Source organism: Citrobacter sp. ABFQG, assembly GCF_004322975.1.
Taxonomy (GTDB): Bacteria; Pseudomonadota; Gammaproteobacteria; order Enterobacterales; family Enterobacteriaceae; genus Citrobacter; species Citrobacter freundii.
Genome location: NZ_CP036435.1, coordinates 609,428 through 631,898, shown reverse-complemented (window position 1 = coordinate 631,898; position 22,471 = coordinate 609,428). Strand labels below are relative to the sequence as shown.

General features: G+C 53.7%; 18 protein-coding genes and 1 tRNA gene. 10 read left to right on the top strand and 9 right to left on the bottom strand.

The genetic code is table 11. From position 1 onward, the window contains the following. Nucleotides 1-274: 274 nt before the first annotated feature. The 4 genes from WN16_RS03155 to WN16_RS03140 all read right to left on the bottom strand — a co-directional run bounded on the left by WN16_RS03155 (nt 275) and on the right by WN16_RS03140 (nt 2,452). Nucleotides 275-739 carry a hypothetical protein gene (locus WN16_RS03155; protein WP_003840687.1) on the bottom strand — a complete coding sequence of 155 codons (465 nt, stop codon included), beginning with the start codon at nt 737-739 and terminating at the stop codon, nt 275-277. Then, nucleotides 739-1,509: a winged helix-turn-helix domain-containing protein gene (locus WN16_RS03150; RefSeq protein WP_016151203.1), complete on the bottom strand. Its 771-nt coding sequence runs from the start codon at nt 1,507-1,509 to the stop codon at nt 739-741. The genes WN16_RS03155 and WN16_RS03150 overlap by 1 nt, the downstream gene beginning before the upstream one ends. Before the next feature lie 41 nt (nt 1,510-1,550). Then, nucleotides 1,551-2,248, bottom strand: a protein-coding gene (locus WN16_RS03145; protein WP_095033700.1) for an IS1-like element IS1B family transposase whose coding sequence is annotated in 2 segments (ribosomal slippage) — nt 1,551-1,999 and nt 1,999-2,248 — 699 coding nt in all. Because the reading frame shifts where the segments join, the coding sequence is not laid out codon by codon here. Between the two features lie 109 nt (nt 2,249-2,357). Beyond that, a tRNA-Sec gene (locus WN16_RS03140) sits at nt 2,358-2,452 on the bottom strand. A gap of 290 nt (nt 2,453-2,742) precedes the next feature. Here WN16_RS03140 and WN16_RS03135 point away from each other — a divergent pair. From WN16_RS03135 to WN16_RS03095, 9 genes are all read left to right on the top strand, one after another. Continuing rightward, a complete protein-coding gene (locus tag WN16_RS03135; RefSeq protein WP_044700462.1) occupies nt 2,743-4,125 on the top strand; it encodes a glycoside-pentoside-hexuronide family transporter in 1,383 nt (460 codons plus the stop codon). Nucleotides 4,126-4,135: 10 nt separating this feature from the next. Beyond that, complete coding sequence (yicI, locus tag WN16_RS03130; RefSeq protein WP_044700461.1) at nt 4,136-6,454, top strand: alpha-xylosidase; 2,319 nt, start codon at nt 4,136-4,138, stop codon at nt 6,452-6,454. Nucleotides 6,455-6,776: 322 nt separating this feature from the next. Beyond that, a complete protein-coding gene (locus WN16_RS03125; protein WP_003844519.1) occupies nt 6,777-8,330 on the top strand; it encodes a PRD domain-containing protein in 1,554 nt (517 codons plus the stop codon). Between the two features lie 26 nt (nt 8,331-8,356). Continuing rightward, nucleotides 8,357-8,827, top strand: coding sequence for a fructose PTS transporter subunit IIA (locus WN16_RS03120; protein ID WP_008786490.1), 471 nt, complete (start codon nt 8,357-8,359; stop codon nt 8,825-8,827). 19 nt (nt 8,828-8,846) lie between these two features. Further along, nucleotides 8,847-9,167 carry a PTS fructose transporter subunit IIB gene (locus tag WN16_RS03115; RefSeq protein WP_003844521.1) on the top strand — a complete coding sequence of 107 codons (321 nt, stop codon included), beginning with the start codon at nt 8,847-8,849 and terminating at the stop codon, nt 9,165-9,167. A gap of 26 nt (nt 9,168-9,193) precedes the next feature. Then, entirely contained in the window at nt 9,194-10,285 is a 1,092-nt protein-coding gene (locus WN16_RS03110) for a PTS fructose transporter subunit IIC (RefSeq protein ID WP_003837581.1), read from the top strand. A gap of 11 nt (nt 10,286-10,296) precedes the next feature. Continuing rightward, the gene (locus WN16_RS03105; protein WP_032937159.1) at nt 10,297-11,148 is read left to right on the top strand and encodes a class II fructose-bisphosphate aldolase; all 852 of its coding nucleotides are present in this window, start codon (nt 10,297-10,299) and stop codon (nt 11,146-11,148) included. An 80-nt stretch (nt 11,149-11,228) separates the two neighbouring features. Next, nucleotides 11,229-12,089 (top strand): ketose-bisphosphate aldolase, encoded by an 861-nt coding sequence (locus WN16_RS03100; RefSeq protein WP_044700458.1) that lies wholly within the window; start codon nt 11,229-11,231, stop codon nt 12,087-12,089. 49 nt (nt 12,090-12,138) lie between these two features. Then, complete coding sequence (locus WN16_RS03095; protein WP_032937161.1) at nt 12,139-12,816, top strand: D-lyxose/D-mannose family sugar isomerase; 678 nt, start codon at nt 12,139-12,141, stop codon at nt 12,814-12,816. 42 nt (nt 12,817-12,858) lie between these two features. Here the strand turns inward: WN16_RS03095 and WN16_RS03090 are convergent, their stop codons facing one another. Together WN16_RS03090 and xanP are read right to left on the bottom strand one after the other, a co-directional pair. Continuing rightward, nucleotides 12,859-14,568 (bottom strand): AsmA family protein, encoded by a 1,710-nt coding sequence (locus WN16_RS03090; protein ID WP_044700455.1) that lies wholly within the window; start codon nt 14,566-14,568, stop codon nt 12,859-12,861. A 121-nt stretch (nt 14,569-14,689) separates the two neighbouring features. Next, nucleotides 14,690-16,081, bottom strand: coding sequence for a xanthine/proton symporter XanP (gene xanP / locus WN16_RS03085; RefSeq protein ID WP_003024026.1), 1,392 nt, complete (start codon nt 16,079-16,081; stop codon nt 14,690-14,692). A gap of 225 nt (nt 16,082-16,306) precedes the next feature. Between xanP and gltS the strand changes: the two genes are divergently transcribed. Continuing rightward, nucleotides 16,307-17,512, top strand: coding sequence for a sodium/glutamate symporter (gene gltS / locus WN16_RS03080; RefSeq protein WP_003024029.1), 1,206 nt, complete (start codon nt 16,307-16,309; stop codon nt 17,510-17,512). A 42-nt stretch (nt 17,513-17,554) separates the two neighbouring features. On the opposite strand, the gene recG is transcribed toward gltS, so the two are convergent. From recG to spoT, 3 genes are read right to left on the bottom strand one after another with little or no spacing between them, the layout of a single operon-like run. After that, nucleotides 17,555-19,636 carry an ATP-dependent DNA helicase RecG gene (recG, locus tag WN16_RS03075; protein ID WP_003837591.1) on the bottom strand — a complete coding sequence of 694 codons (2,082 nt, stop codon included), beginning with the start codon at nt 19,634-19,636 and terminating at the stop codon, nt 17,555-17,557. Between the two features lie 5 nt (nt 19,637-19,641). Beyond that, nucleotides 19,642-20,331 (bottom strand): tRNA (guanosine(18)-2'-O)-methyltransferase TrmH, encoded by a 690-nt coding sequence (gene trmH, locus WN16_RS03070; protein WP_016151178.1) that lies wholly within the window; start codon nt 20,329-20,331, stop codon nt 19,642-19,644. A 10-nt stretch (nt 20,332-20,341) separates the two neighbouring features. Continuing rightward, nucleotides 20,342-22,456 carry a bifunctional GTP diphosphokinase/guanosine-3',5'-bis pyrophosphate 3'-pyrophosphohydrolase gene (spoT, locus tag WN16_RS03065; RefSeq protein ID WP_003024038.1) on the bottom strand — a complete coding sequence of 705 codons (2,115 nt, stop codon included), beginning with the start codon at nt 22,454-22,456 and terminating at the stop codon, nt 20,342-20,344. Nucleotides 22,457-22,471: the final 15 nt, after the last annotated feature.

The window sequence follows — 22,471 nt, the reverse complement described above, 5'->3', positions numbered from 1 at the left end:
TGAACCTGCAGACATTGCTCGCGAGAGAGATAAACGCCCCTGCCCACGCCTTCTCCAAATATCCATCCGTAGATTGAAGTCTTCTGGACAAAATAAAACGCCCATTTCGCTTAATTATTACGCAATGGATATCGTGATATTCAGGATGTTTCCTGATTCGGGATGAAGAATAGCAATGGGTTATTAGAGGATTCAGTGACCCATGTCGCGTAAGTCGATGATGACAAATATGAATTCCATTGAGGGGGCGCGATTTTTGTTTCCGGATATGACGTTACCTCTTGCGGCAATACAGCGAGGGTACATTGGAGCTGGCAAAGATCCATGTGCCCTTATACTCTTCCATGACCAGACTGAGGGTTCGTCCGCTTTGGCGGTAAAAACCGGGTAAGGTATTGTTAATATCCGTTTCATCGGCGCTGTCTGCGAAGGTTTTGACCACCTGCATCGCCTGTAGCACCCGGGCTTCGTGCTGTCTGGTGTAGTTGAAATAAATGTTCCTGCTGATGTCTGAGGTATTACGTCCGTACAGTTTTCCGGTAATGGTGGCCAAACCTGCATTATCGTACATCCGAAACGCTAACGTACCGGCAAAGCGATTGCTGCCAATATTCCATTCCACGTTGCCGATGCAACTCAGCGGCTTTTCGGCAAAGCGTGAATACCATAGCCACCCGCCTGAACCGAGCAACGTCGCCAGACCGATTACCAGCAGAATAAGGTGATGTATTTTTTTCATTACCCGCGCATCCAGTAATAGTGGGTAGTACAAAACGCGTTAGCATCTATCCGCGCATCTTTATCACAGACAAACGCCACGATCCTCTCCGCTTTGCGGTAGCCGGAAAGGAAGACGTGCTTGTTGTTTTCGCAGAGATAGGGATGCAGTTGCATCAGATTGAAATAATTCTCCTGGTCGTGCTCATTTGGCGAGTAATAAATTTTACAGTTTTGCCGAGAGGGAACTTGCATAGAAACAGACACGAATTTACTAAACGGCATAACAGGACGCGTCTGATACCACACCAGCCAGATAATCAGGGTGGCAATAACGATGCCCGTGCTAAATATAATGTACCACCAGGGTCCCCGCGTCGTTTGTTGAGGCGCGGGAGCAATTATCTTTGGGGGCGCGTAATCCTCTATAACCGGTGGCTGGTAAACTTCACTTTGAGGATGTGTTATCGCCTCAACCTGCGTATTTTCATTTAATGCAAGCCCGCGCCGGGAAATTGTTTTTACCGTATCTCTCGGCAGACCCACATCCGCCAGAGCATTACGTAGCGTCAGAATAGCCTGGTAAAATGTGTTGGTGGTGGTCACATTATTTCTCTCACCCCAGCCCACTTTAATCAACGTGTTCTGAGAAACAATGTCACTTGCGTGAGTAATTAAATAGAGAAAACAGAGCGAGGCTGGTATCTGTAGTTGAATTGCTCGCCCTGTCTGTCGATTGACCAGGCTTTTGTTATCAGGATTAAATTCGACCAACTGATTGATAAGGTACAATTGCCCAGCCCTCAGTAACCTAAACGGGTAATGACTCCAACTTATTGATAGTGTTTTATGTTCAGATAATGCCCGATGACTTTGTCATGCAGCTCCACCGATTTTGAGAACGACAGCGACTTCCGTCCCAGCCGTGCCAGGTGCTGCCTCAGATTCAGGTTATGCCGCTCAATTCGCTGCGTATATCGCTTGCTGATTACGTGCAGCTTTCCCTTCAGGCGGGATTCATACAGCGGCCAGCCATCCGTCATCCATATCACCACGTCAAAGGGTGACAGCAGGCTCATAAGACGCCCCAGCGTCGCCATAGTGCGTTCACCGAATACGTGCGCAACAACCGTCTTCCGGAGCCTGTCATACGCGTAAAACAGCCAGCGCTGGCGCGATTTAGCCCCGACGTATCCCCACTGTTCGTCCATTTCCGCGCAGACGATGACGTCACTGCCCGGCTGTATGCGCGAGGTTACCGACTGCGGCCTGAGTTTTTTAAATGGCGGAAAATCGTGTTGAGGCCAACGCCCATAATGCGGGCGGTTGCCCGGCATCCAACGCCATTCATGGCCATATCAATGATTTTCTGGTGCGTACCGGGTTGAGAAGCGGTGTAAGTGAACTGCAGTTGCCATGTTTTACGGCAGTGAGAGCAGAGATAGCGCTGATGTCCGGCGGTGCTTTTGCCGTTACGCACCACCCCGTCAGTAGCTGAACAGGAGGGACAGCTGATAGAAACAGAAGCCACTGGAGCACCTCAAAAACACCATCATACACTAAATCAGTAAGTTGGCAGCATCACCAGGAATTTGTGTGCTGAAAAGATATGGCAAATGACTGGGATAAGGTAAGAATTTTGGCGGAAGATCACAGGAGTCGAACCTGCCCGGGAACGCTGGCGCCCCCAACTGGATTTGAAGTCCAGCCACCTCACCGGAGATGACGATCTTCCGCGCCTCGATTGCTACATGGAGGCGGGGCGCATTATAGCTACTTCCTGGGGTTTCCACACCCCCTCACTCACTTTTTTAACTTCCCTTTTGTCTTGCCATGATCGGTTTCATATAAATCCTCAATAAATCCGGTAGTTACATTTCATCACATTTTTCGACGCAACTCTGATCACAGAAAACAAGAATCGTAATTTGATAACGAGATATCGGAATACCCGCGCTCACAGGGATGGTTTACAAGAACTGTAACCGGTATCAGTGCGTGTGAAAGTGCTAACAAGGATGCGTAATGAAAAGTGAGATTTTGTCCGTTAAAGAGAAGATTGGCTACGGTATGGGCGATGCCGCCAGCCACATCATCTTTGATAACGTCATGTTATATATGATGTTCTTCTATACCGATATTTTTGGTATTCCGGCCGGATTTGTCGGCACCATGTTCCTGCTGGCCCGCGCACTGGATGCTATCTCAGACCCTTGCATGGGACTGCTCGCCGACCGCACCCGGTCGCGCTGGGGGAAATTTCGCCCGTGGGTACTGTTTGGCGCGCTGCCGTTTGGTCTGGTCTGTGTGCTGGCCTACAGCACGCCGGACCTCAGCCTGCATGGCAAAATGATTTATGCCGCAATCACCTACACCCTGCTGACCCTGCTCTACACCGTGGTGAATATTCCCTATTGCGCGCTGGGCGGCGTCATCACCAATGACCCCACGCAGCGTATCTCCCTGCAGTCCTGGCGCTTCGTGCTGGCGACGGCGGGCGGCATGCTCTCCACCGTGCTGATGATGCCGCTGGTAAATCTGATTGGCGGCGAGGATAAAGCGTTCGGCTTTCAGGGCGGGATTGCCGTGCTCTCGGTTGTGGCGTTCCTGATGCTGGCATTTTGCTTTTTCACCACCAAAGAACGCGTGGAAGCGCCGCCGAGCAGCACCTCAATGCGTGAAGACCTGCGCGACATCTGGCAGAACGACCAATGGCGCATCGTCGGCCTGCTGACCATCCTCAATATCCTGGCCGTCTGCGTTCGCGGCGGGGCGATGATGTATTACGTCACCTGGATCCTGGGTATGCCGGAGGTGTTTGTCGCCTTCCTTACCACCTATTGCGTCGGCAACCTGATCGGCTCTGCGCTGGCAAAACCGCTGACCGACTGGAAATGCAAAGTCAGCGTCTTCTGGTGGACCAACGCCGCGCTGGCGGCCGTCAGTCTGGCGATGTTCTTCGTACCGATGCACGCCAACATTACCATGTTCGTCTTCATCTTCGTGATTGGCGTACTGCATCAGCTCGTGACGCCAATTCAGTGGGTAATGATGTCCGACACCGTGGATTACGGCGAGTGGTGCAACGGAAAACGTCTGACGGGGATCAGCTTTGCGGGCACGTTGTTCGTGCTCAAGCTGGGCCTGGCGCTCGGCGGGGCGCTGATCGGCTGGATGCTGGCAGGTGGGGGCTACGACGCCGCAGCGAAAACCCAGAACGGCGCCACCATTAGCATCATCATCGCGCTGTTCACCATAGTCCCGGCTATTTGCTACCTGCTGAGTGCCGTGATCGCCAAACGCTTCTACACCCTAAAAACCCCGTATCTGACTGAAATCATGAGACAACTGGCGCAGGGCGCGCGCCGCAATCAGCAAGATTTCACGACGAAAGAATTACAGAACTAAGGAACCGATGATGAAAATTAGCGATGGAAACTGGCTGATTCAGCCCGGTCTGAACGTGATTAACCCGATACAGGTGTTCGAGGTTGAACAGCAGGGCAATGAGATGATTGTCTACGTTGCGCCGCGCGATGTGCGTGAACGTACCTGGCAACTGGATACCCCATTGTTTACCCTGCGCTTCTTCTCGCCGCAGGAAGGCGTGGTCGGTGTGCGTATGGAGCACTTCCAGGGGGCGCTGGATACCGGTCCGCATTACCCGCTCAATGTGCTGCAGGATGTGAAGGTCGAGATGCGCAACACCGCTGAGATTGCCGAACTGAAGAGCGGTAACCTGAGCGTGCGCGTAACCAAAGGGGAATTCTGGTCGCTGGATTTCCTGCGTAACGGCGAACGTATTACCGGCAGCCAGCTGAAAAACAACGGCTACGTGCAGGATACCAACAGCGGGAAAAACTATATGTTTGAGCGCCTGGATCTCGGCGTCGGGGAAACGGTATATGGCCTGGGCGAGCGCTTTACCGCGCTGGTGCGTAACGGGCAAACGGTAGAAACCTGGAACCGTGACGGCGGCACCAGCACCGAGCAATCTTACAAGAACATCCCATTCTATATCACCAACCGCGGTTACGGCGTACTGGTGAACCATCCGCAGTGCGTGTCGTTTGAAATCGGCTCTGAGAAAGTGTCGAAAGTGCAGTTCAGCGTGGAAAGCGAGTATCTGGAATATTTCGTCATCGACGGCCCAACGCCGAAGGACGTGTTGAACCGTTATACCCAGTTCACTGGCCGTCCCGCGCTGCCGCCCGCCTGGTCGTTCGGCCTGTGGCTGACCACGTCGTTCACCACCAATTATGACGAAGCGACGGTCAACAGCTTTATCGACGGCATGGCCGAGCGCAATCTGCCGCTACACGTTTTTCACTTTGACTGCTTCTGGATGAAAGCCTTCCAGTGGTGCGACTTTGAGTGGGATCCGATGACCTTCCCGGATCCGGAAGGCATGATCCGCCGCCTGAAAGAAAAAGGGCTGAAGGTCTGCGTGTGGATTAACCCGTATATTGGCCAGAAATCGCCAATATTCAAAGAGCTGAAAGAGAAAGGCTATCTGCTCAAGCGGCCGGACGGTTCCCTGTGGCAATGGGATAAATGGCAGCCGGGCCTGGCGATTTACGACTTCACTAATCCGCAAGCCTGTGAGTGGTATGCCAATAAGCTGAAAGGTCTGATGGATATTGGCGTTGACTGCTTCAAAACCGACTTTGGCGAACGCATTCCTACTGACGTTCAGTGGTTTGACGGTGCCGATCCGCAGAAAATGCATAACCATTATGCGTACATCTACAACGAACTGGTGTGGAACGTGCTGAAAGAGACTGTCGGTGAAGAAGAGGCGGTGCTGTTTGCCCGTTCAGCTTCGGTCGGCGCGCAGCAGTTTCCGGTGCATTGGGGCGGCGATTGCTATGCCAACTATGAATCGATGGCCGAAAGCCTGCGCGGCGGGTTGTCCATTGGTCTGTCCGGCTTTGGCTTCTGGAGTCACGATATTGGCGGCTTTGAGAATACTGCCCCGGCGCACGTCTACAAGCGCTGGTGTGCGTTCGGGCTGCTCTCCAGCCACAGCCGTCTGCACGGTAGCAAATCCTACCGTGTACCGTGGGCGTACGATGGCGAATCCTGCGATGTGGTGCGCTACTTCACCGAGCAGAAATGCCGCATGATGCCGTATCTGTATCGCGAAGCGGCGCGCGCCAATGAGCTAGGAACGCCGATGATGCGCGCAATGATGCTGGAGTTCCCGGACGATCCGGCATGTGATTATCTCGACCGCCAGTACATGTTGGGCGATAGCGTGATGGTTGCGCCGGTGTTTAGCGAGGCGGGCGATGTGCAGTTTTACCTGCCGGAAGGACGCTGGACGCATCTGTGGCGTAACGACGAGGTGTCTGGCAGTCGCTGGCATAAACAGCAGCATGGCTTCCTGAGTCTGCCAGTCTACGTGCGCGAGAACACTCTGCTGGCGCTGGGCAGCAATAACCAGAAGCCGGACTACGCCTGGCATGAAGGAACCGCGTTCCAGCTGTTCCATCTGCAGGAGGGCCGGGAAGCGGTGTGTGAAGTGCCTGCGATGGACGGCTCGGTTATCTTCACGCTGAAGGCGACGCGTGTAGGTAATACCATCACTGTGAAAGGGAACGGTGAGGCACGTAACTGGACGCTGTGCCTGCGAAATATTCAGGAAATTGGCGGCATTAAATGCGGGTCGCATATGGGCAGCGAGCTGGGTGTAGTTATTACTCCACAGGGCAGTGAGCTGACGATTACCTTGTAAGTATGTGTCGACGTGGTGCCGGATGCGTTTTATCCGGCCCACGCTGCGAGCAGCATTCCAGATCTGAAAATCCAAATCATCCTGAATTAAATTTTTATCTCTGCATATTTGCGAGCGGTATCACTCTGATTCCCGCGAAAAATGTGATCTGCGCCGTAAATATCTCACTATTTCCTCTTTTTGTCTTATTTCTGTCCGGATTACTGGACACGATTTAGTATTGTTGACGCATCGTAGTCCTCTTATATTTATCATCACGGATTACACGTGGAGCATAAGCGCTTCTTTAGCTATTTAATCTGGTGTGTGATAAGGGTAAATAATGCAAATGATTACCTCGCGACAAAACAGATTATTAAAGTTTCTTCTGTCTAAGAAGGAATATGTCACGCTGCTGAAAATTGCCGAGTATTTATCTGTTTCAGAGAAAACTGTGCAGCGCGATCTGCGTTTACTGGAACCATGGTTATCAGAATGGAAAATAACCATCGATAAACGTGCTGGTGCTGGGGTGATATTAAGTTCCGATAATATTACCGACCTTTTATATATGGATCAGTTATTAGGATCGGAAGGTGATGATACTGACGGCATGATGAATAATTCACGGCGAGTCAAGATAGCCTCACAGTTATTAAGCGAAACGCCGCATGAAACGTCGATCAGTAAATTATCCGAACGTTATTTCATTAGTAGCGCATCGATTGTTAACGATCTGAAAGTAATTGAATCCTGGATTACCCCACTGGGCCTGTCGTTGATTCGCAGTCAGAGCGGCACGCATATCGAAGGCAGCGAGAGCGGTGTACGCCAGGCGATGGCGTCACTGATTAACGGCGTGATTAACCATAATGAACCTGGTAACGTGGTTTATTCACGCCTTGACCCGGGCAGTTATAAAGCCTTAGTGCATTACTTTGGTGAAGAAGATGTTTTATTTGTCCAGACGTTATTGCAGGAAATGGAGAACGACCTGTGCTGGTCTCTGGGCGAGCCTTATTACGTCAATATCTTTACCCATATTTTGATCATGATGTACCGCATCACGCGGGGCAATGCGCTGCCGAGAAAAGATGAAAATATCACCTCATGTGACGAGAATATTTTTTCCATTGCCAGCCGGATGATTCAGCATATTGAAAAACGCATTGCCCACCCGCTGCCGGAAGACGAAGTCTGGTTTATTTATCAATACATTATCTCTTCCGGCGTGGTAATTGAAGAGCATAACGACGTGAGCGTGATTGGCCATATGCACTCCAGCGACGAAGCGCGTTTGATTACCCATCGGTTGATTGCCTCCTTTGCCGAGATGGTCGACAGCGATCTTAGCCAGGACACGGCGCTTTATGACGGATTGCTGATCCACATTAAGCCGCTGATTAACCGCCTGAACTACCAGATCCGCATTCGCAATCCATTGCTGGAGGATATTAAAGGCGAGTTGCAGGACGTGTGGCGTCTGACCCAGTGCGCGGTGAATCGGGTGTTTAGCAGCTGGGGCGAGCGGGCCGTGTCGGAAGATGAGGTGGGATATTTAACCGTGCATTTTCAAGCCGCAATGGAGCGGCAGATAGCGCGTAAGCGCGTGCTGCTGGTCTGCTCAACCGGTATTGGCACCTCTCACTTACTCAAAAGCCGTATTCTGCGCGCCTTTCCGGACTGGACTATCGTCGGCGTGGTATCGGCAGGCAGCCTGCCCTCCGTACTGACGGACGATATTGAACTGGTGGTATCGACGATAAATTTACCTGCCGTTGCTATGCCGGTCGTGTATGTCACCGCCTTTTTCAATGATGCAGATATTAAGCGGGTAACAGAAACGGTTATTACGGAAAAATTACATCGGGCGACGTCGCTGGTCGTCGAAAATTAATGTCTGAACTCCATGAGGTATGATTGATGGACATCACGAAAATACTCAATACAAATCGCGTTATTTTGGACATGAAGGCCACAAGCAAAACGGAGGCTATTGAGGAACTGACGGATATTCTGCAAAAAGATGGGGCAATTAGCTGTCGGGAAACGTTTATTCAGGATGTCTGGCAGCGTGAATCAGAAGGCTCGACCGGCTTCGAAAATCATATTGCGATCCCGCACGGGAAATCCTCGGCGGTGGTCAATACCACGCTGGCAATTGGGCGTACCCGCCAGGATATTCCCTGGGAAACCCTGGATGGCAGCAACGTGCGCTGCATCATTCTGTTTGCCGTACGTCTTGAAGATCAAAACACTACACATATTCGTCTGCTTTCGCAGGTTGCCGGCGCGTTGGCGGATGACGACATTATTGAACAACTGTTAGTCGAAAGCAGTCCACAGAAAATTATTGAGCTTTTTAGCCAATATGCTGAATCCAATGTCTGCTAAATAAAAAGTGGAGCATGTTATGAATATTGTTTGTGTTGCCGCCTGTACGGCGGGTATTGCGCACACCTATATTGCCCGTGAGAAGCTAATTAAAGGTGCTAAAGCGCTTGGTCATAATATAAGAGTTGAAACCCAGGGAACTATCGGCACGGAGAACGAACTGCTGACAGAGGATATTTCTGCAGCTGATGTCGTAATTCTTGCTGTCGATGTCAAAATAAAAGGGGAGGAACGATTTTCAAATAAACGCATTGTGCGAGTGAAAACCGAAATCGTCATAAAATCGCCCATTCAGTTTCTTGAAAAGGTCGAAAAATCATTAGTTAATAATAACCAGTAGCGATCCTCATTCTGGAGGGATTTCACATGAGTGAAAATAAAATTCCGCTATCTCAGGAAATAAAAAGACATTTATTAACGGGGATTTCGTGGATGATCCCGTTAATTGTCGCCGCCGGGATCTGTATTGCTCTCGGGCAAATACTTGGCGGCACTAACGTGGGTGAAAAAACAGGAACCATACCCTGGATGCTCAACCAGATTGGCGGCTGGGGGATGGGGTTAATCGTACCGCTGATCAGTGCGGCGATTGCGTACTCCATTGCCGATCGTCCCGGATTTGCGCCGGGCCTGATTGTCGGCTTTGTTTGCGGCGAAATTCATACCGGTTTTATCGGCGGGATGCTGGGCGGGTTCCTGGTCGGTTATACCGTACTGCTACTTAAGCGCTATATCCGTTTGCCACAGTCGATGCAGGGGCTGATGCCCATCATGGTGTTGCCGGTACTGAGTACCGTCATTGGCGGCCTGTTGATGATGACGCTGATTGGCAAGCCGATAGCCTGGCTGCAGGACGCGTTGATTCATCTGCTGGAGTCCATGCAGGGCGGATCCCGCTTTCTGATGGGCGCTATCCTCGGTGCGATGGCGACATTCGACTTCGGCGGACCGGTGAATAAAACCATGTCGCTGTTTGCTGACGGCATGCTGGTCAGCGGTGTGTACGGTCCGGAAGCGGTGAAGTTTGTTGGTTCGATGATCCCTCCGTTCGGCATTACGCTCTCTTTCCTGCTGACGCGTCACAAATACACCCGTGCGGAGCGCGAGGCGCTGAAAGCGGCATTCCCGATGGGGATCTGCATGATTACCGAAGGGGTCATTCCGATTGCAGCGCGTGACCTGTTGCGCGTGGTGGGCTCCTGCGTGGTGGCCTCGGCGATTGCGGGCGGCCTGATTATGGTGTGGGGTGTCGAAAGCCCGGTACCGCACGGCGGCATGTTTGTGGTTCCGCTCTTTACGCATCCGCTGCTGTTTTGCCTGGCGCTGGGGATCGGCACAGTGATTTGCGGTGTCATGTTGTCGCTGTGGAAGAAACCGGTGACCGAGCGTGACGAAGAGTTTGATGAACTCAGCGATCAAAAATTGAAAGACGAAGAGATCACCTTCACCCTGGAATAACCGGAGGCCGTATGTTTGCCGATATGAAAAGCATGGTGACGAAAGCCTGGCGTGAGCAGTACGCGCTGCTGGCCATTAACTGCATGAACCTGGAAAGCGCCCGCGCGGCGGTTCGGGTGGCAGAGAAACACCGTGCGCCCATCATCCTGAATCTGTATCAGGGGCATCTGGAGCATTTTCCGGCCCCGATAGCCGCTGCGGTCGTCAAAACGCTGGCAGAGGAAGCATCAGTACCGGTCGCGCTGGCGCTGGATCATGGAAAGGATCCTGTACGCATTCGTCAGGCTTTTCGCGCCGGATTCAGCGGGTTAATGATCGACGCCTCCGCCTTTGCGCTGGAGGAGAACATTCGCCAGACCCGTGCAGTGGTCGAGCTCGCAGCCAGCGTTTCTCTGTGCGTGGAAGGCGAGCTGGGCCATCTGGCCGATGCTCCGCGCTATGACCATGCCGCTAACGCTGATTTGATGACTCAGGCCGCCGACGTGGAACCCTTTATCCAACAGACCGGGATCGATTTGCTGGCGGTGTCGGTGGGTACGGCACACGGCATGTACGCGCCGGGTATCACACCTGCTATTGATTTCCTGCGGCTGGAGGAAATAGCCCGGTTATCAACGGTACCTCTGGCACTGCATGGCGGCAGCGGGACGCCGTTTGATCAGCTACAGCGTTGCCCGACGTTTGGTGTCGCCAAGATAAACGTTGGTGCGGCGGTTTTCGAAGCCGGAAAGGCTGCGCTACTGCATACCCTGTGTCGTGACACATCCGGTGAACTCGTTAATGCCCTGGCCCTGATGGAACAGGCCTGCGAGGAAGCCATTATTCCGTACCTGCAGGCCAGCGGCGCTATCGGCAAAGCCTGATTCATTTTCTGTAACGCCTTCTATGCCTCTGCGATGACGCACTGGCAGGGCTTTCTACACCCTGAAACTGGAGAATTAACATGTTAGTTTCGATGAAAGAATTACTGCAACCTACTCGTCAGCACGGTTTTGCTATCGGCGCATTCAACGTGGCGGACAGCTGCTTTGTACGTGCAGTAGTGGAGGAAGCGGAAGCGACCAACACCCCTGCGATTATCTCCATTCACCCCAGCGAACATGATTTTGTCGGCGATGCTTTTTTTAGCTACGTCCGTGATATCACGATGCGTAGCCCAGTGCCGTTTACTCTGCATCTGGACCACGGCGCTTCGGTTGAGCATGTGCTGCGGGCGATTCAGTGTGGGTTTACCTCGGTGATGATTGATGGCTCGCTGCTGCCGTATGAAGAGAACGTGGCGCTGACCCGCGAAGTGGTCAAGCTGGCGCATGCGGTAGGTGTTTCTGTGGAAGGGGAGTTGGGTACGATTGGTCAGACCGGGACGTCAGTGGAAGGCGGCGTGTCGAAGGTTACTTATACCGATCCTGCTCAGGCAGAGGATTTTATCGCCCGAACCAGTGCAGACACGCTGGCGGTGGCGATTGGAACCGCGCACGGGATCTACCCGAAAGGGATGCAGCCAGAGCTGCAAATGAACATCCTGCGCGACATCGCCGGGCGTGTGGATATTCCGCTGGTGCTGCACGGTGGTTCCGCGAACCCGGATGCGGAAATTGCCGAATCCGTGACGCTGGGTGTTGGCAAAATCAACATTTCCAGCGATATGAAATATGCCTACTTCCAGAAAGTCCGCGAAATCCTGGCGAAAGAAACCTGGTGGGACCCGAACGTAATCTACCCAGAAGCCATTAGCGCCGCGCGGGACGTGATCCGCCACAAAATGAAATTGTTCGGTTCAACCGGCAAAGCATCACTTTACTAACGGCATGCAGGCGGGGCGACCCGCCTCTTTCGCAACAAGGAAAAGTGGAATGAAGCGTTCACATATTAATTATGCCGTCGATAAAGCGCATGCCATCGCCGAGACTTTTCGGGTCTGTCTGCCTGATTTTGCGTATTTTACGATCGATGCCTGGCGGCAACAGGATCAATCTCTGTGGCGTGAAGTGCGCGATCTCCAGCTGGGCTGGGATATTACCGACTTTGGGCGTGGAGATTTTGCGCAAACGGGACTGACGTTACTGACGTTGCGCAATGGTCTGATGGGGTCAGCGGATTACCCCAAACCGTACGCCGAAAAGATGCTGCAAATTCAGCAGGATCAGCAAACGCCATGGCATTTTCATCGCCATAAAATGGAAGATATCGTGAATCGCGGCGGCGGTGACTTATGTATGCAGCTGGCATGGGCCACGCCTGATGATGGGTATGACGCACGGCGTATTGTTGAAGTTAGCGTCGATGGTCAGCGGCGTACCGTTGACGCTGGCGAGACGCTGGTATTGAAACCGGGACAGGGGGTGTGCCTGCCGCCGCGCTTGTATCATCGCTTTTGGGCGGAGAAGGCGTTCGTGCTGGGCTGGGAAATCTCGATGGTCAATGACGACCAGCATGACAACCACTTTCTGGAACCTGGCGGTCGCTTCCCGGCGATTGAAGAGGATGAGCCGGTGAAGTGGCTGTTGTGCAGTGAATATATTCGTTTATGAGCGTGAGTAGGCCCGGTAAGCGAAGCGCCACCGGGCAATAAATTATTGCGCAGGTGGTGGTGCTGTGACTTCACTCCCTGAAACCACTCCCGCCTGCATAGTCTGCGTGACCTGCTGTTTCTCCACGTTCACCGCATGTAGTTGCCCGTTGACCGTTGGCTTGAACGGCGTATCGGCCTGAATATTGCCGCTGGCGGTAAGCTGAATATTACCATCGCCGGAAAGCGGCAGTGCGGGCCAGCCCCACTGCTGCAGGATCGTCATTGGCACGCCGCGTCCGTTCAGGCTGATCTGAGCCTGGCGCTGAGGCAACTGAGAAATGCTGGCGGTGGCCTCCAGCAGCCCTTTTTCCGTATAGGCGCTCAGTTCGCTGATATTGATGGTGCTGTTGTTCGCCGTCAGCGCCAGCGAAGGACGACGTACATCCGTGCGGTTAAAGGTAGCAGCAGCGGCGTTGAGGGTGGCGCTCCCGCTCCAGATCCCCCACTGATTGTTCTGTACCAGCCCGAGGTTAGCGCCGTAACCGTCAAGCGCGGTGAGCTGCCACGGGAAACTCGGGTCGATATCAATTACCAGATTGCGGCTGGCGCTGAATTTCTTCAGCGTCAGGCTGTTTAGCCATGTTGGCAGAGGTTTCATCCACTGCTGCTTCCAGTTTTCCGGTAGCGTGTATTCCAGACCGGCAATCGCGGCATCATCGAGGACCAGCGCTTTGTTGCTGCGTAGCCAGTTTCCGGATGTTCTGACCATACCGCCTTCCCAGCGGGTGGTGAACTGGCGCAGCGCAATGCCCTGTGGTGAGAACTCGGCGTTCAGAATCGGATCGAAGAAGTGCAGAGAGCCGTAGATAAACTCGCTGGCGTTCATCGACAATTTTCCTTCCTGAGTTTGCCAGTCGTCCTTGCTGAAGGTCATGTTGCGCAAGCTCAGATCGAGATCCGTCACCGCCCAGTCAGGGCCTTGCAGACGGGCATCCGTTATCTCCAGACGACCAATTTGCAGGGAAGGAATGGTGCTTAACGGGGCAAAAAAGTCGGCCAGCGATTTGTCGCTTTGTAGCCGGATATCATTCAGGCGCAGATTCTCCACTACCCAGCTCCCGTCGGCATTGCGTTGCGCTACGCCGGTTAATGCTCCACGTGCCACGTCTGCGCCAATATTGCTAAGTGTCACCCTGTCATGGTCAATGCTGCCTTCAATCAAGACGTTGGTGGTCGGGACATCGTTGAGCGTCAACGAACTGGCGCTGAGCTGAATTTGCGCTTTGCTGCCGAGAATTTTACCTGCCTCAGGGCTCCAGGGAATGACGCCGCCGTTAACGCGCTGGGCGCTGAGATTCCACTCGCTACCGGGGCTGTTAAGCGCCATATCCTGCAATTGCAGACGATCGGCCTGAAACGGTAACGGCGCGGTTTGCTGGGAAAGATTCAACGTGCCGTTTTGCAACAAAATGGTGTCTACATGCAGCGGGTCGGTGATTTGGCGGCTACTGAGTCCAATATCGACCGTTTTGGCGACCAGCGTGGCGGGCTGACCATCCCGGCCAAAGGTGACGTTTTCCAGCAGAATATGGGAAGGGGAAGAAAACCGGTGATCGATGGCATCAAAGGCCAGATGGTAGCTGCTGTTCTGTGAAACCCAGGCACTGACGTGCTCTGCGCCCCAGCGGGTTTGCAGTAGAAAATAAAGGCCGAGGATCGCCACTGCAAGGGCGATCAGCACGTAAAGAAGCAGCTTTCCAATAAATTTCATGGTCTTCCATCCCGCGAAGTGCACATAGTCAAGTTATGCACGATTTAGACGCAATGCTCAAGGCGGGAATGGTGAAAGAGCGTTACAGCGGCGTTGATTCAGAATCAACGCCGCTGTTTGCTTATTGCTTTTCTGGTGGGAACACCAGGTTCAGAACGATAGCGGTAATACCGCCTGCGGCAATGCCGGAAGAGAGCAGGTTTTTCACCCAGTCTGGGGCGAACTGCAGGATCAACGGCTGCTGGGAGACGCCCAGGCCGACGGCCAGCGACAGCGCGATAATCAAAATCGCGCGGCGGTTCAGCGGCTCGCGGGACACAATACGCACGCCGGATGCGGCGATAGTACCGAACATTACCAGCGTTGCCCCGCCCAGTACTGGCTCAGGAATATGCTGTACAAAACCGCTGACCGCCGGGAACAGGCCCAGCGCGATCAACATCAACGCCACCACAAAACCGACGTAGCGGCTGGCAACGCCCGTTAACTGAATAACCCCGTTGTTCTGTCCAAAACAGGAGTTCGGGAAGGTGTTGAACACAGCGGAAACAAACGAGTTCAGACCGTTCGCCAGCACGCCGCCTTTCAGGCGTTTCATATACAGCGGACCAGAAACCGGCTGCTCGGAGACATCAGAGGTGGCCGTAATATCGCCGATGGTTTCCAGCGAGGTGATCATAAAGACCAGCATCAGCGGCAGCAGTAAACTCCAGTCGATACCTAGGCCATAATACAGCGGCGTTGGCACCATTAGCAGGTCCTGACTTACCGGTGCGGTATTTTGCGGCAGCATGTCCATAAACCAGGCCAGCAGATAGCCTGCCGCCATCGCAATCACCAATGACGCAACACGCAGGTAAGGGTTGCGTTGACGGTTAAGCAGGATGATTAGTGCCAGTACAACGCCTGCCAACAGTAAATTCTTCGGTGCACCAAAGGTGTTGTCGCTCATTGCGGCATAGCCACCACCAATTGATGTCAGACCCACCTGAATCAGCGACAGGCCGATAATCATCACCACCACGCCTGAGACCAATGGGGTAATGATCCGCCGCGCCAAATGCAGTACGCGTGAGATAACCATCTCGGTGCAGCTTGCCAGCATCAACGTACCGAACAGCGCCGCCATCATGGTTGGGACATCTGCGCCACCGGTTTTTAGCGCCGTACCGCCCATAATCAGTGGCGCAACAAAGTTAAAGCTGGTGCCCTGAATGGATAGCAGCCCTGAGCCTACCGGCCCCCAGGCTTTGATCTGAATGATAGAAGCTACGCCGGAGGCGAACAGCGACATACTGATAATGTGTTGAGTATCCTGAGCCGGTAAACCAAGCGCCTGGCAAATTAACAGAGCGGGAGTAATTACCGCGACGAACATGGCCAGCAGATGCTGACAGGCGGCAAACAAGGTCTGGGCTAACGGGGGGCGATCTTCAAGACGGTAAATCAGTTCACTGTTGTGAGTCTGCGCAACCGGTTGCGCATTTGTTGACTCTACGGCGTTAACGGACATCAGAGGCAATCCCATGGTGGAAAAGCGGTGATTTTATCTGACCAGGGCAGAAAAGCAAACGTTTGCTAGCAGGTATTCTTAATATTTAAAACGGATAAACAAACATTTTTATATAACTTTTCATCATTTTCTGCTTAAAATCCACCCCGAAAACTCAATAAGAGCTAAAAATCGGTCTGGAATGCATCGTGCGTGATTGTGCTAAACGCACTAATGGAGCTGTAAATGTTTTATCTCGATACGTTATCAACGCTGGTTGCGGCAACCCTTGTGTTGCTGCTGGGACGTAAGCTCGTCCAGTCTGTTTCCTTCCTGAAAAAATACACCATTCCCGAACCCGTAGCGGGCGGCCTGCTGGTGGCGATTGCGCTGCTGGTGCTGAAAAAAAGCATGGGTTGGGAAGTTAACTTCGATATGACCCTGCGCGATCCGTTGATGCTGGCCTTCTTCGCCACTATCGGTCTGAACGCCAATATCGCAAGTTTGCGTGCTGGTGGCCGCGTGGTGGGTATTTTTCTGATTGTGGTTGTTGGCCTGTTGCTGATGCAAAACGCCATCGGTATTGGTATGGCGACCCTGCTGGGTCTGGACCCGCTGATGGGCCTGATTGCTGGCTCGATCACCCTCTCTGGTGGACACGGAACCGGGGCCGCATGGAGCAAGCTGTTTATTGAACGTTACGGCTTCACCAATGCGACTGAAGTGGCGATGGCTTGCGCAACGTTTGGTCTGGTATTGGGTGGGCTGATTGGCGGCCCGGTGGCACGCTATCTGGTCAAACACTCCACCACGCCAGACGGTATGCCGGACGATCAGGCTGTGCCGACCGCATTTGAAAAGCCGGACGTCGGACGCATGATCACCTCACTGGTGCTGATTGAAACCATCGCGCTGATCGCTATCTGTCTGACGGTGGGGAAAATCGTTGCGCAAATGCTGGTTGGAACGGTACTGGAACTGCCGACCTTCGTTTGCGTGCTGTTTGTTGGGGTGATCCTCAGCAATGGTCTGGCGCTACTGGGCTTCTACCGGGTGTTCGAACGTGCGGTTTCTGTGCTGGGTAACGTTAGTCTGTCACTGTTCCTGGCGATGGCGCTGATGAGCCTGAAGCTATGGGAACTGGCTTCTCTGGCCTTGCCGATGCTGGCAATCCTGGTTGTGCAGACCATTTTCATGGCGCTGTATGCGATATTCGTTACCTGGCGCATGATGGGTAAGAACTACGATGCCGCTGTGCTGGCTGCTGGACACTGCGGTTTTGGCCTCGGCGCGACGCCGACGGCGATTGCCAACATGCAGGCGATTACCGAACGCTTTGGGCCATCCCATATGGCGTTTCTGGTGGTGCCGATGGTGGGGGCATTCTTTATCGATATCGTCAACGCGCTGGTGATTAAGCTGTATCTGCTGTTACCGATTTTTGCGCAATAACGGCTGTGCGGCGGGGTAACATCCGCCGCCGCTATGAATCGACTATGCGTTGGAGTAGCGTTCGGTTTCCGGCATCCAGCGCTCTATTAGCGCCACGGCCTGTTGCGGATAGCGTTCGTGAATATGGCGAGCAATGCGCTGAACTTCCGGGATAATCGCCTGATCACGCAGTAAATCTGCGACCTTGAATTCTGCCGTTCCGGTCTGGCGAGTACCTAACAGCTCGCCGGGGCCGCGAATCTCTAAATCTTTTTGCGCAATCACGAACCCGTCGTTGCTGTCTCGCAGAACCTGCAAGCGTTTCTGCGCGGTTTTAGACAGCGGTGATTTGTACAGCAGGACGCAGTGGGAGGCCACCGCGCCACGACCTACGCGGCCACGTAGCTGATGCAGCTGGGCCAGGCCCAGGCGCTCCGGGTTTTCAATAATCATCAGGCTGGCGTTTGGCACGTCCACGCCCACTTCAATCACTGTGGTGGCAACCAACAGATGCAGTTCACCCTGCTTAAAGGCCGCCATTACTGACTGCTTCTCGGCGGGCTTCATACGGCCGTGTACCAGGCCAATATTGAGTTCTGGCAGCGCAATCTTAAGCTCTTCCCACGTTGCTTCTGCTGCCTGAGCTTCTAACAGATCAGACTCTTCAATCAGCGTACAGACCCAGTATGCCTGGCGCGCTTCGTGGGTACAGGCGTTGCGCACGCGATCAATAATATCGCTGCGGCGGGTATCCGGAATGGCGACCGTGGTGACCGGGGTACGTCCCGGTGGGAGTTCATCAATTACTGAGGTGTCGAGATCGGCATAGGCGGTCATCGCCAGCGTGCGCGGGATTGGCGTGGCAGTCATGATTAGCTGGTGCGGGTGGAAACCCTGCTGCTGACCTTTTTCCCACAGCGCCAGACGCTGATGCACCCCGAAGCGGTGCTGTTCGTCGATGATAACCAGTGCCAGACCGTTGAACTGAACCTGTTCCTGGAAAATTGCATGAGTACCGACAATCATCTGCACCTGACCGCTGGCGATGGCTTCCTGTTGCGCCAGACGCGCTTTGCCTTTCTGCTTGCCCGCCAGCCAGCCCACTTCAACGCCCAGCGGCGCGAACCAGCTGCGGAAGTTATTCGCATGTTGTTCAGCCAATAATTCGGTGGGGGCCATCAGCGCAACCTGCTTACCATGTGCGATAGCGCGCAGGGCGGCTAACGCCGCAACCAGCGTTTTACCTGAGCCGACATCACCCTGTACCAGGCGCATCATTGGGACATCCAGTGCCATATCACGTTCGATCTCCGCGGTAACGCGAGCCTGTGCGCCAGTCGGTTTAAATGGTAGCGCCGCCAACAGCTTATCTTTCAGCGCATTGTTTGCGCTCAGCGGCTGGGCATGAAAACGCTGTGCCCCGGCGCGTAGTGCCAGCATGCTGAGATTATGCGCCAGCAGTTCTTCGAGAATCAGACGTCGCTGCGCCGGATGTTGTCCTGTTTCCAGATCGCTGAGTTGCAGCGACGGTGGGGGGCGGTGCAACGTGCGCAGTGCTTCGGGCAGGCTCATCATGCCCTGTAACAGCTCTGGCGGTAGCAGTTCGGCAATGGCGCAAGTATCGAGCAGATCCAGTGCCTGATCGGTCAGCTTGCGCAGCGTGGCCTGCTTCACGCCTTCGGTAGTCGGATAAACAGGGGTAAGCGTTTCCTGTAATTCCGGCGTGCTGAGATCGCCCTGCACACGGTATTCCGGGTGGATCATCTCTGCGCCGTATTTCCCGCGTTTGGCTTCACCGTAGGCCAGCACCCGGCGACCGGTGGCTAGGCTGTTTTTCATTGCTGCGCTGAAGTTGAAAAAGCGCATGGTGAGAATGCCGGAGCCATCGCTGATCTGACAGGTCATCATCCGGCGACCGCCGAAGGTGATATTGCAGTTCAGCACTTCGCCTTCAACGGTGGCATAGACGCCCGGCAGTAGTTCGCCAATTGGGTACAGATGGGTACGGTCTTCGTAACGCAGAGGGAGGTGTAGCAGGAGGTCCTGTACGGTGTGCAGGCCAATTTTCGCCAGTTTACTGCTTTGCGCTGCGCCAACGCCGGTCAGAGAGTTGAGTGGGATGGCATCCAGTAAACGGCCTTTCATCGCGTTTATCTCGCAGATTGCATAGTGGCCCACCACGTTGCATCGGCTTCAATTTCGCCCTGCGTGTTTACGTGAGGGTAGGGAAGACCTTTGCGCTTAGCGACATTCGCCAGCACCGGATAACCGCCTTCAAACAGTAAGCGCTGCTGCTCGTCTTGTGGCAGCATGCTGTTTTCTCGTCGGTACATCCCAGCGTTTTGCCGCTGGCGTTGTGCTTCGTACAGAATCAGCGCGGAGGCGACCGAAACGTTCAGCGACTGCACCATGCCAGTCATGGGAATGATGATGTCCTGATCTGCCAGATCCAACGCTTCCTGAGTGATGCCGGTTTTCTCCTGGCCCATCAGGATGCAGGTGGGGCGCGTGTAATCAATCTCGCGAAAATCCACGGCTTTATCTGACAGATGAGTTGCCAGAACCTGCATGCCGCGGTTTTTTAAATGTGTGACCGCATCGCCAATAGTTAGGTGAGTTTTCACCTGCACCCAACTGTTGCTGCCTGCGGCAGAAGAGGCCATGGTGCGCATACGACTACCCGGCCAGACGGCGTGGACTTCATGCACGCCGACCGCATCTGCAGTACGAATAATCGCAGAAACGTTATGAGGTTTGTGAACCTGCTCCATGCAGACGGTCAGATCGGGCTGACGACGTGCGAGCATCTCGCGGATACGTGCATAGCGCTGTTCATTCATAAAACGTGTTCTAGTTACGGTTACGGGTGACTTTTATCACGTCCGGCATGACGCGGATTTTGCGCATGATATTTGCCAGGTGCACGCGATCGCGAGCGGTCAAGCGAATAAAGGCGCTATAGACGCGACCATCTTTCTCTTCCGTATTCAGGCTTTGAATATTGGAGGTGGTCGTGTTGATTGCCGCCGTCAGGTTCGCCAAAGCACCCTGGTGGTTAAACATATCCACCTTAATCTCAGTGATGAATTCCTGCTCTGTTTCTTTATCCCATTCCACCGCCATAAATTTCTCTGGCTCTTTCTGGTAGCCACGAATATTACGGCAGGACTCATGGTGAATCACCAGACCTTTACCCGGACTGACGTGGGCAATGATGGGATCGCCTGGAATTGGACGGCAGCATTTCGCGAAGGTGATCAGCACGCCGTCTGCACCTTTGATCGGCAGATGACCATGGCCAGATTGTGCCGGTACGTTCGCTGTTGCTTCGCCCTGCTGGAGGTTTTTCGCTACCACCACGCTCATGGCATTACCCAGACCGATTTCTGCGAGCAGATCGTCAAGAGTGGCGAGCTTCATGCGCTCAAGCTCACGCTGGATGCTCTCTGGCGGGATCTCAGCCAGTTTACGGCTACCGCCCAGGGCATGGTTGAGCAGTCGACGGCCCAGACTGACGGAATCATCGCGCTTGAGGTTTTTCAGCAGTTGGCGAATCTTGGCGCGCGCTTTCGAACTGACGACGAAGTTGAGCCACGCGGCATTCGGGCGCGCACCCGGGGCGGTAATAATCTCAACTGTCTGACCGCTAAAGAGCGGTTGTGAAAGCGGGTAAGGCTGTCTGTCGACGCGCGCGCCGACGCAAGCGTGACCGATATCGGTATGCACGGCGTAGGCGAAGTCGACAGGCGTTGCACCGGCGGGCAGTTCGACAATGCGCCCTTCCGGTGTGAAAACATAAATCTCATCCGGGAAGAGATCAGATTTAACGCTTTCAATAAATTCAAACGAGCTACCGGCGCTCTGCTGCAGTTCCAGCAGGCTTTGCATCCAGCGTTGAGCGCGGATTTGCGCAGTGGTGCTGCTTTCGCCGCCGTGCTCTTTGTAAGCCCAGTGCGCTGCGACACCCATCTCTGCCATCTGGTCCATGTCTTCAGTACGAATCTGTACTTCAACTGGGACGCCATGAGGGCCGATCATTGAGGTGTGCAAAGACTGATATCCGTTCGCTTTTGGGATGGCAATATAGTCTTTCACGCGGCCAGGACGTGGTTTGTACAGGCTGTGCATCTGGCCGAGTACGCGATAGCAGGTATCGGAATCATGAACGATGACGCGAAATGCGTAGATATCCATGATGGAGTGAAAACGCTGCTCTTTGAGCACCATTTTGCAGTAAATAGAGTACAGGTGCTTCTCACGCCCGCTTACGCGACACGGAATACCTGCCTCCTGCAAACGCCCTTCGATTTCCGAGAGGATTTTTTGGATCATCTCTTTGCGGTTGCCGCGAGCGGCTTTAACCACTTCTTTAATCACGCGATAGCGGTTCGGGTATAGCGCTTCAAAACCCAGCTCTTCCAGCTCGGTTTTAATGTGATGAATACCTAAACGGTGTGCCAGCGGACTATAGATTTCGAGGGTTTCACGGGCGATTCGGCGACGCTTGTCCGGGCGTAATGAGCCCAGCGTGCGCATATTGTGGGTACGGTCGGCAAGTTTGATGAGAATGACGCGGATATCCTGCACCATCGCCATAATCATCTTGCGAAAGTTTTCGGCTTGCGCCTCTTTCTTATCGCGAAACTTAAGCTTATCAAGCTTCGATACCCCTTCTACCAGCTCTGCAACGCTTTTACCAAAAAGCTGTTCCATGTCCTGATAGGTGGCTGGGGTATCTTCAATCACGTCATGCAGCAGCGCAGCCATCAGCGTTTCGTAGTCGAGTTTCATCTCGGCCAGAATGCAGGCTACCGCTACCGGGTGCGTGATATAGGGTTCACCGCTTGAACGTGTCTGGCCCTCGTGAGCGTCACGTGCAACGAGATACGCCTGCCGAAGACGCTTAATCTGGTCTTCCGGCAGGTAGTTTTGAATCAGTTGATTCAGGCTTTCAAACAGATACAAGGGCGACCCGCTTTG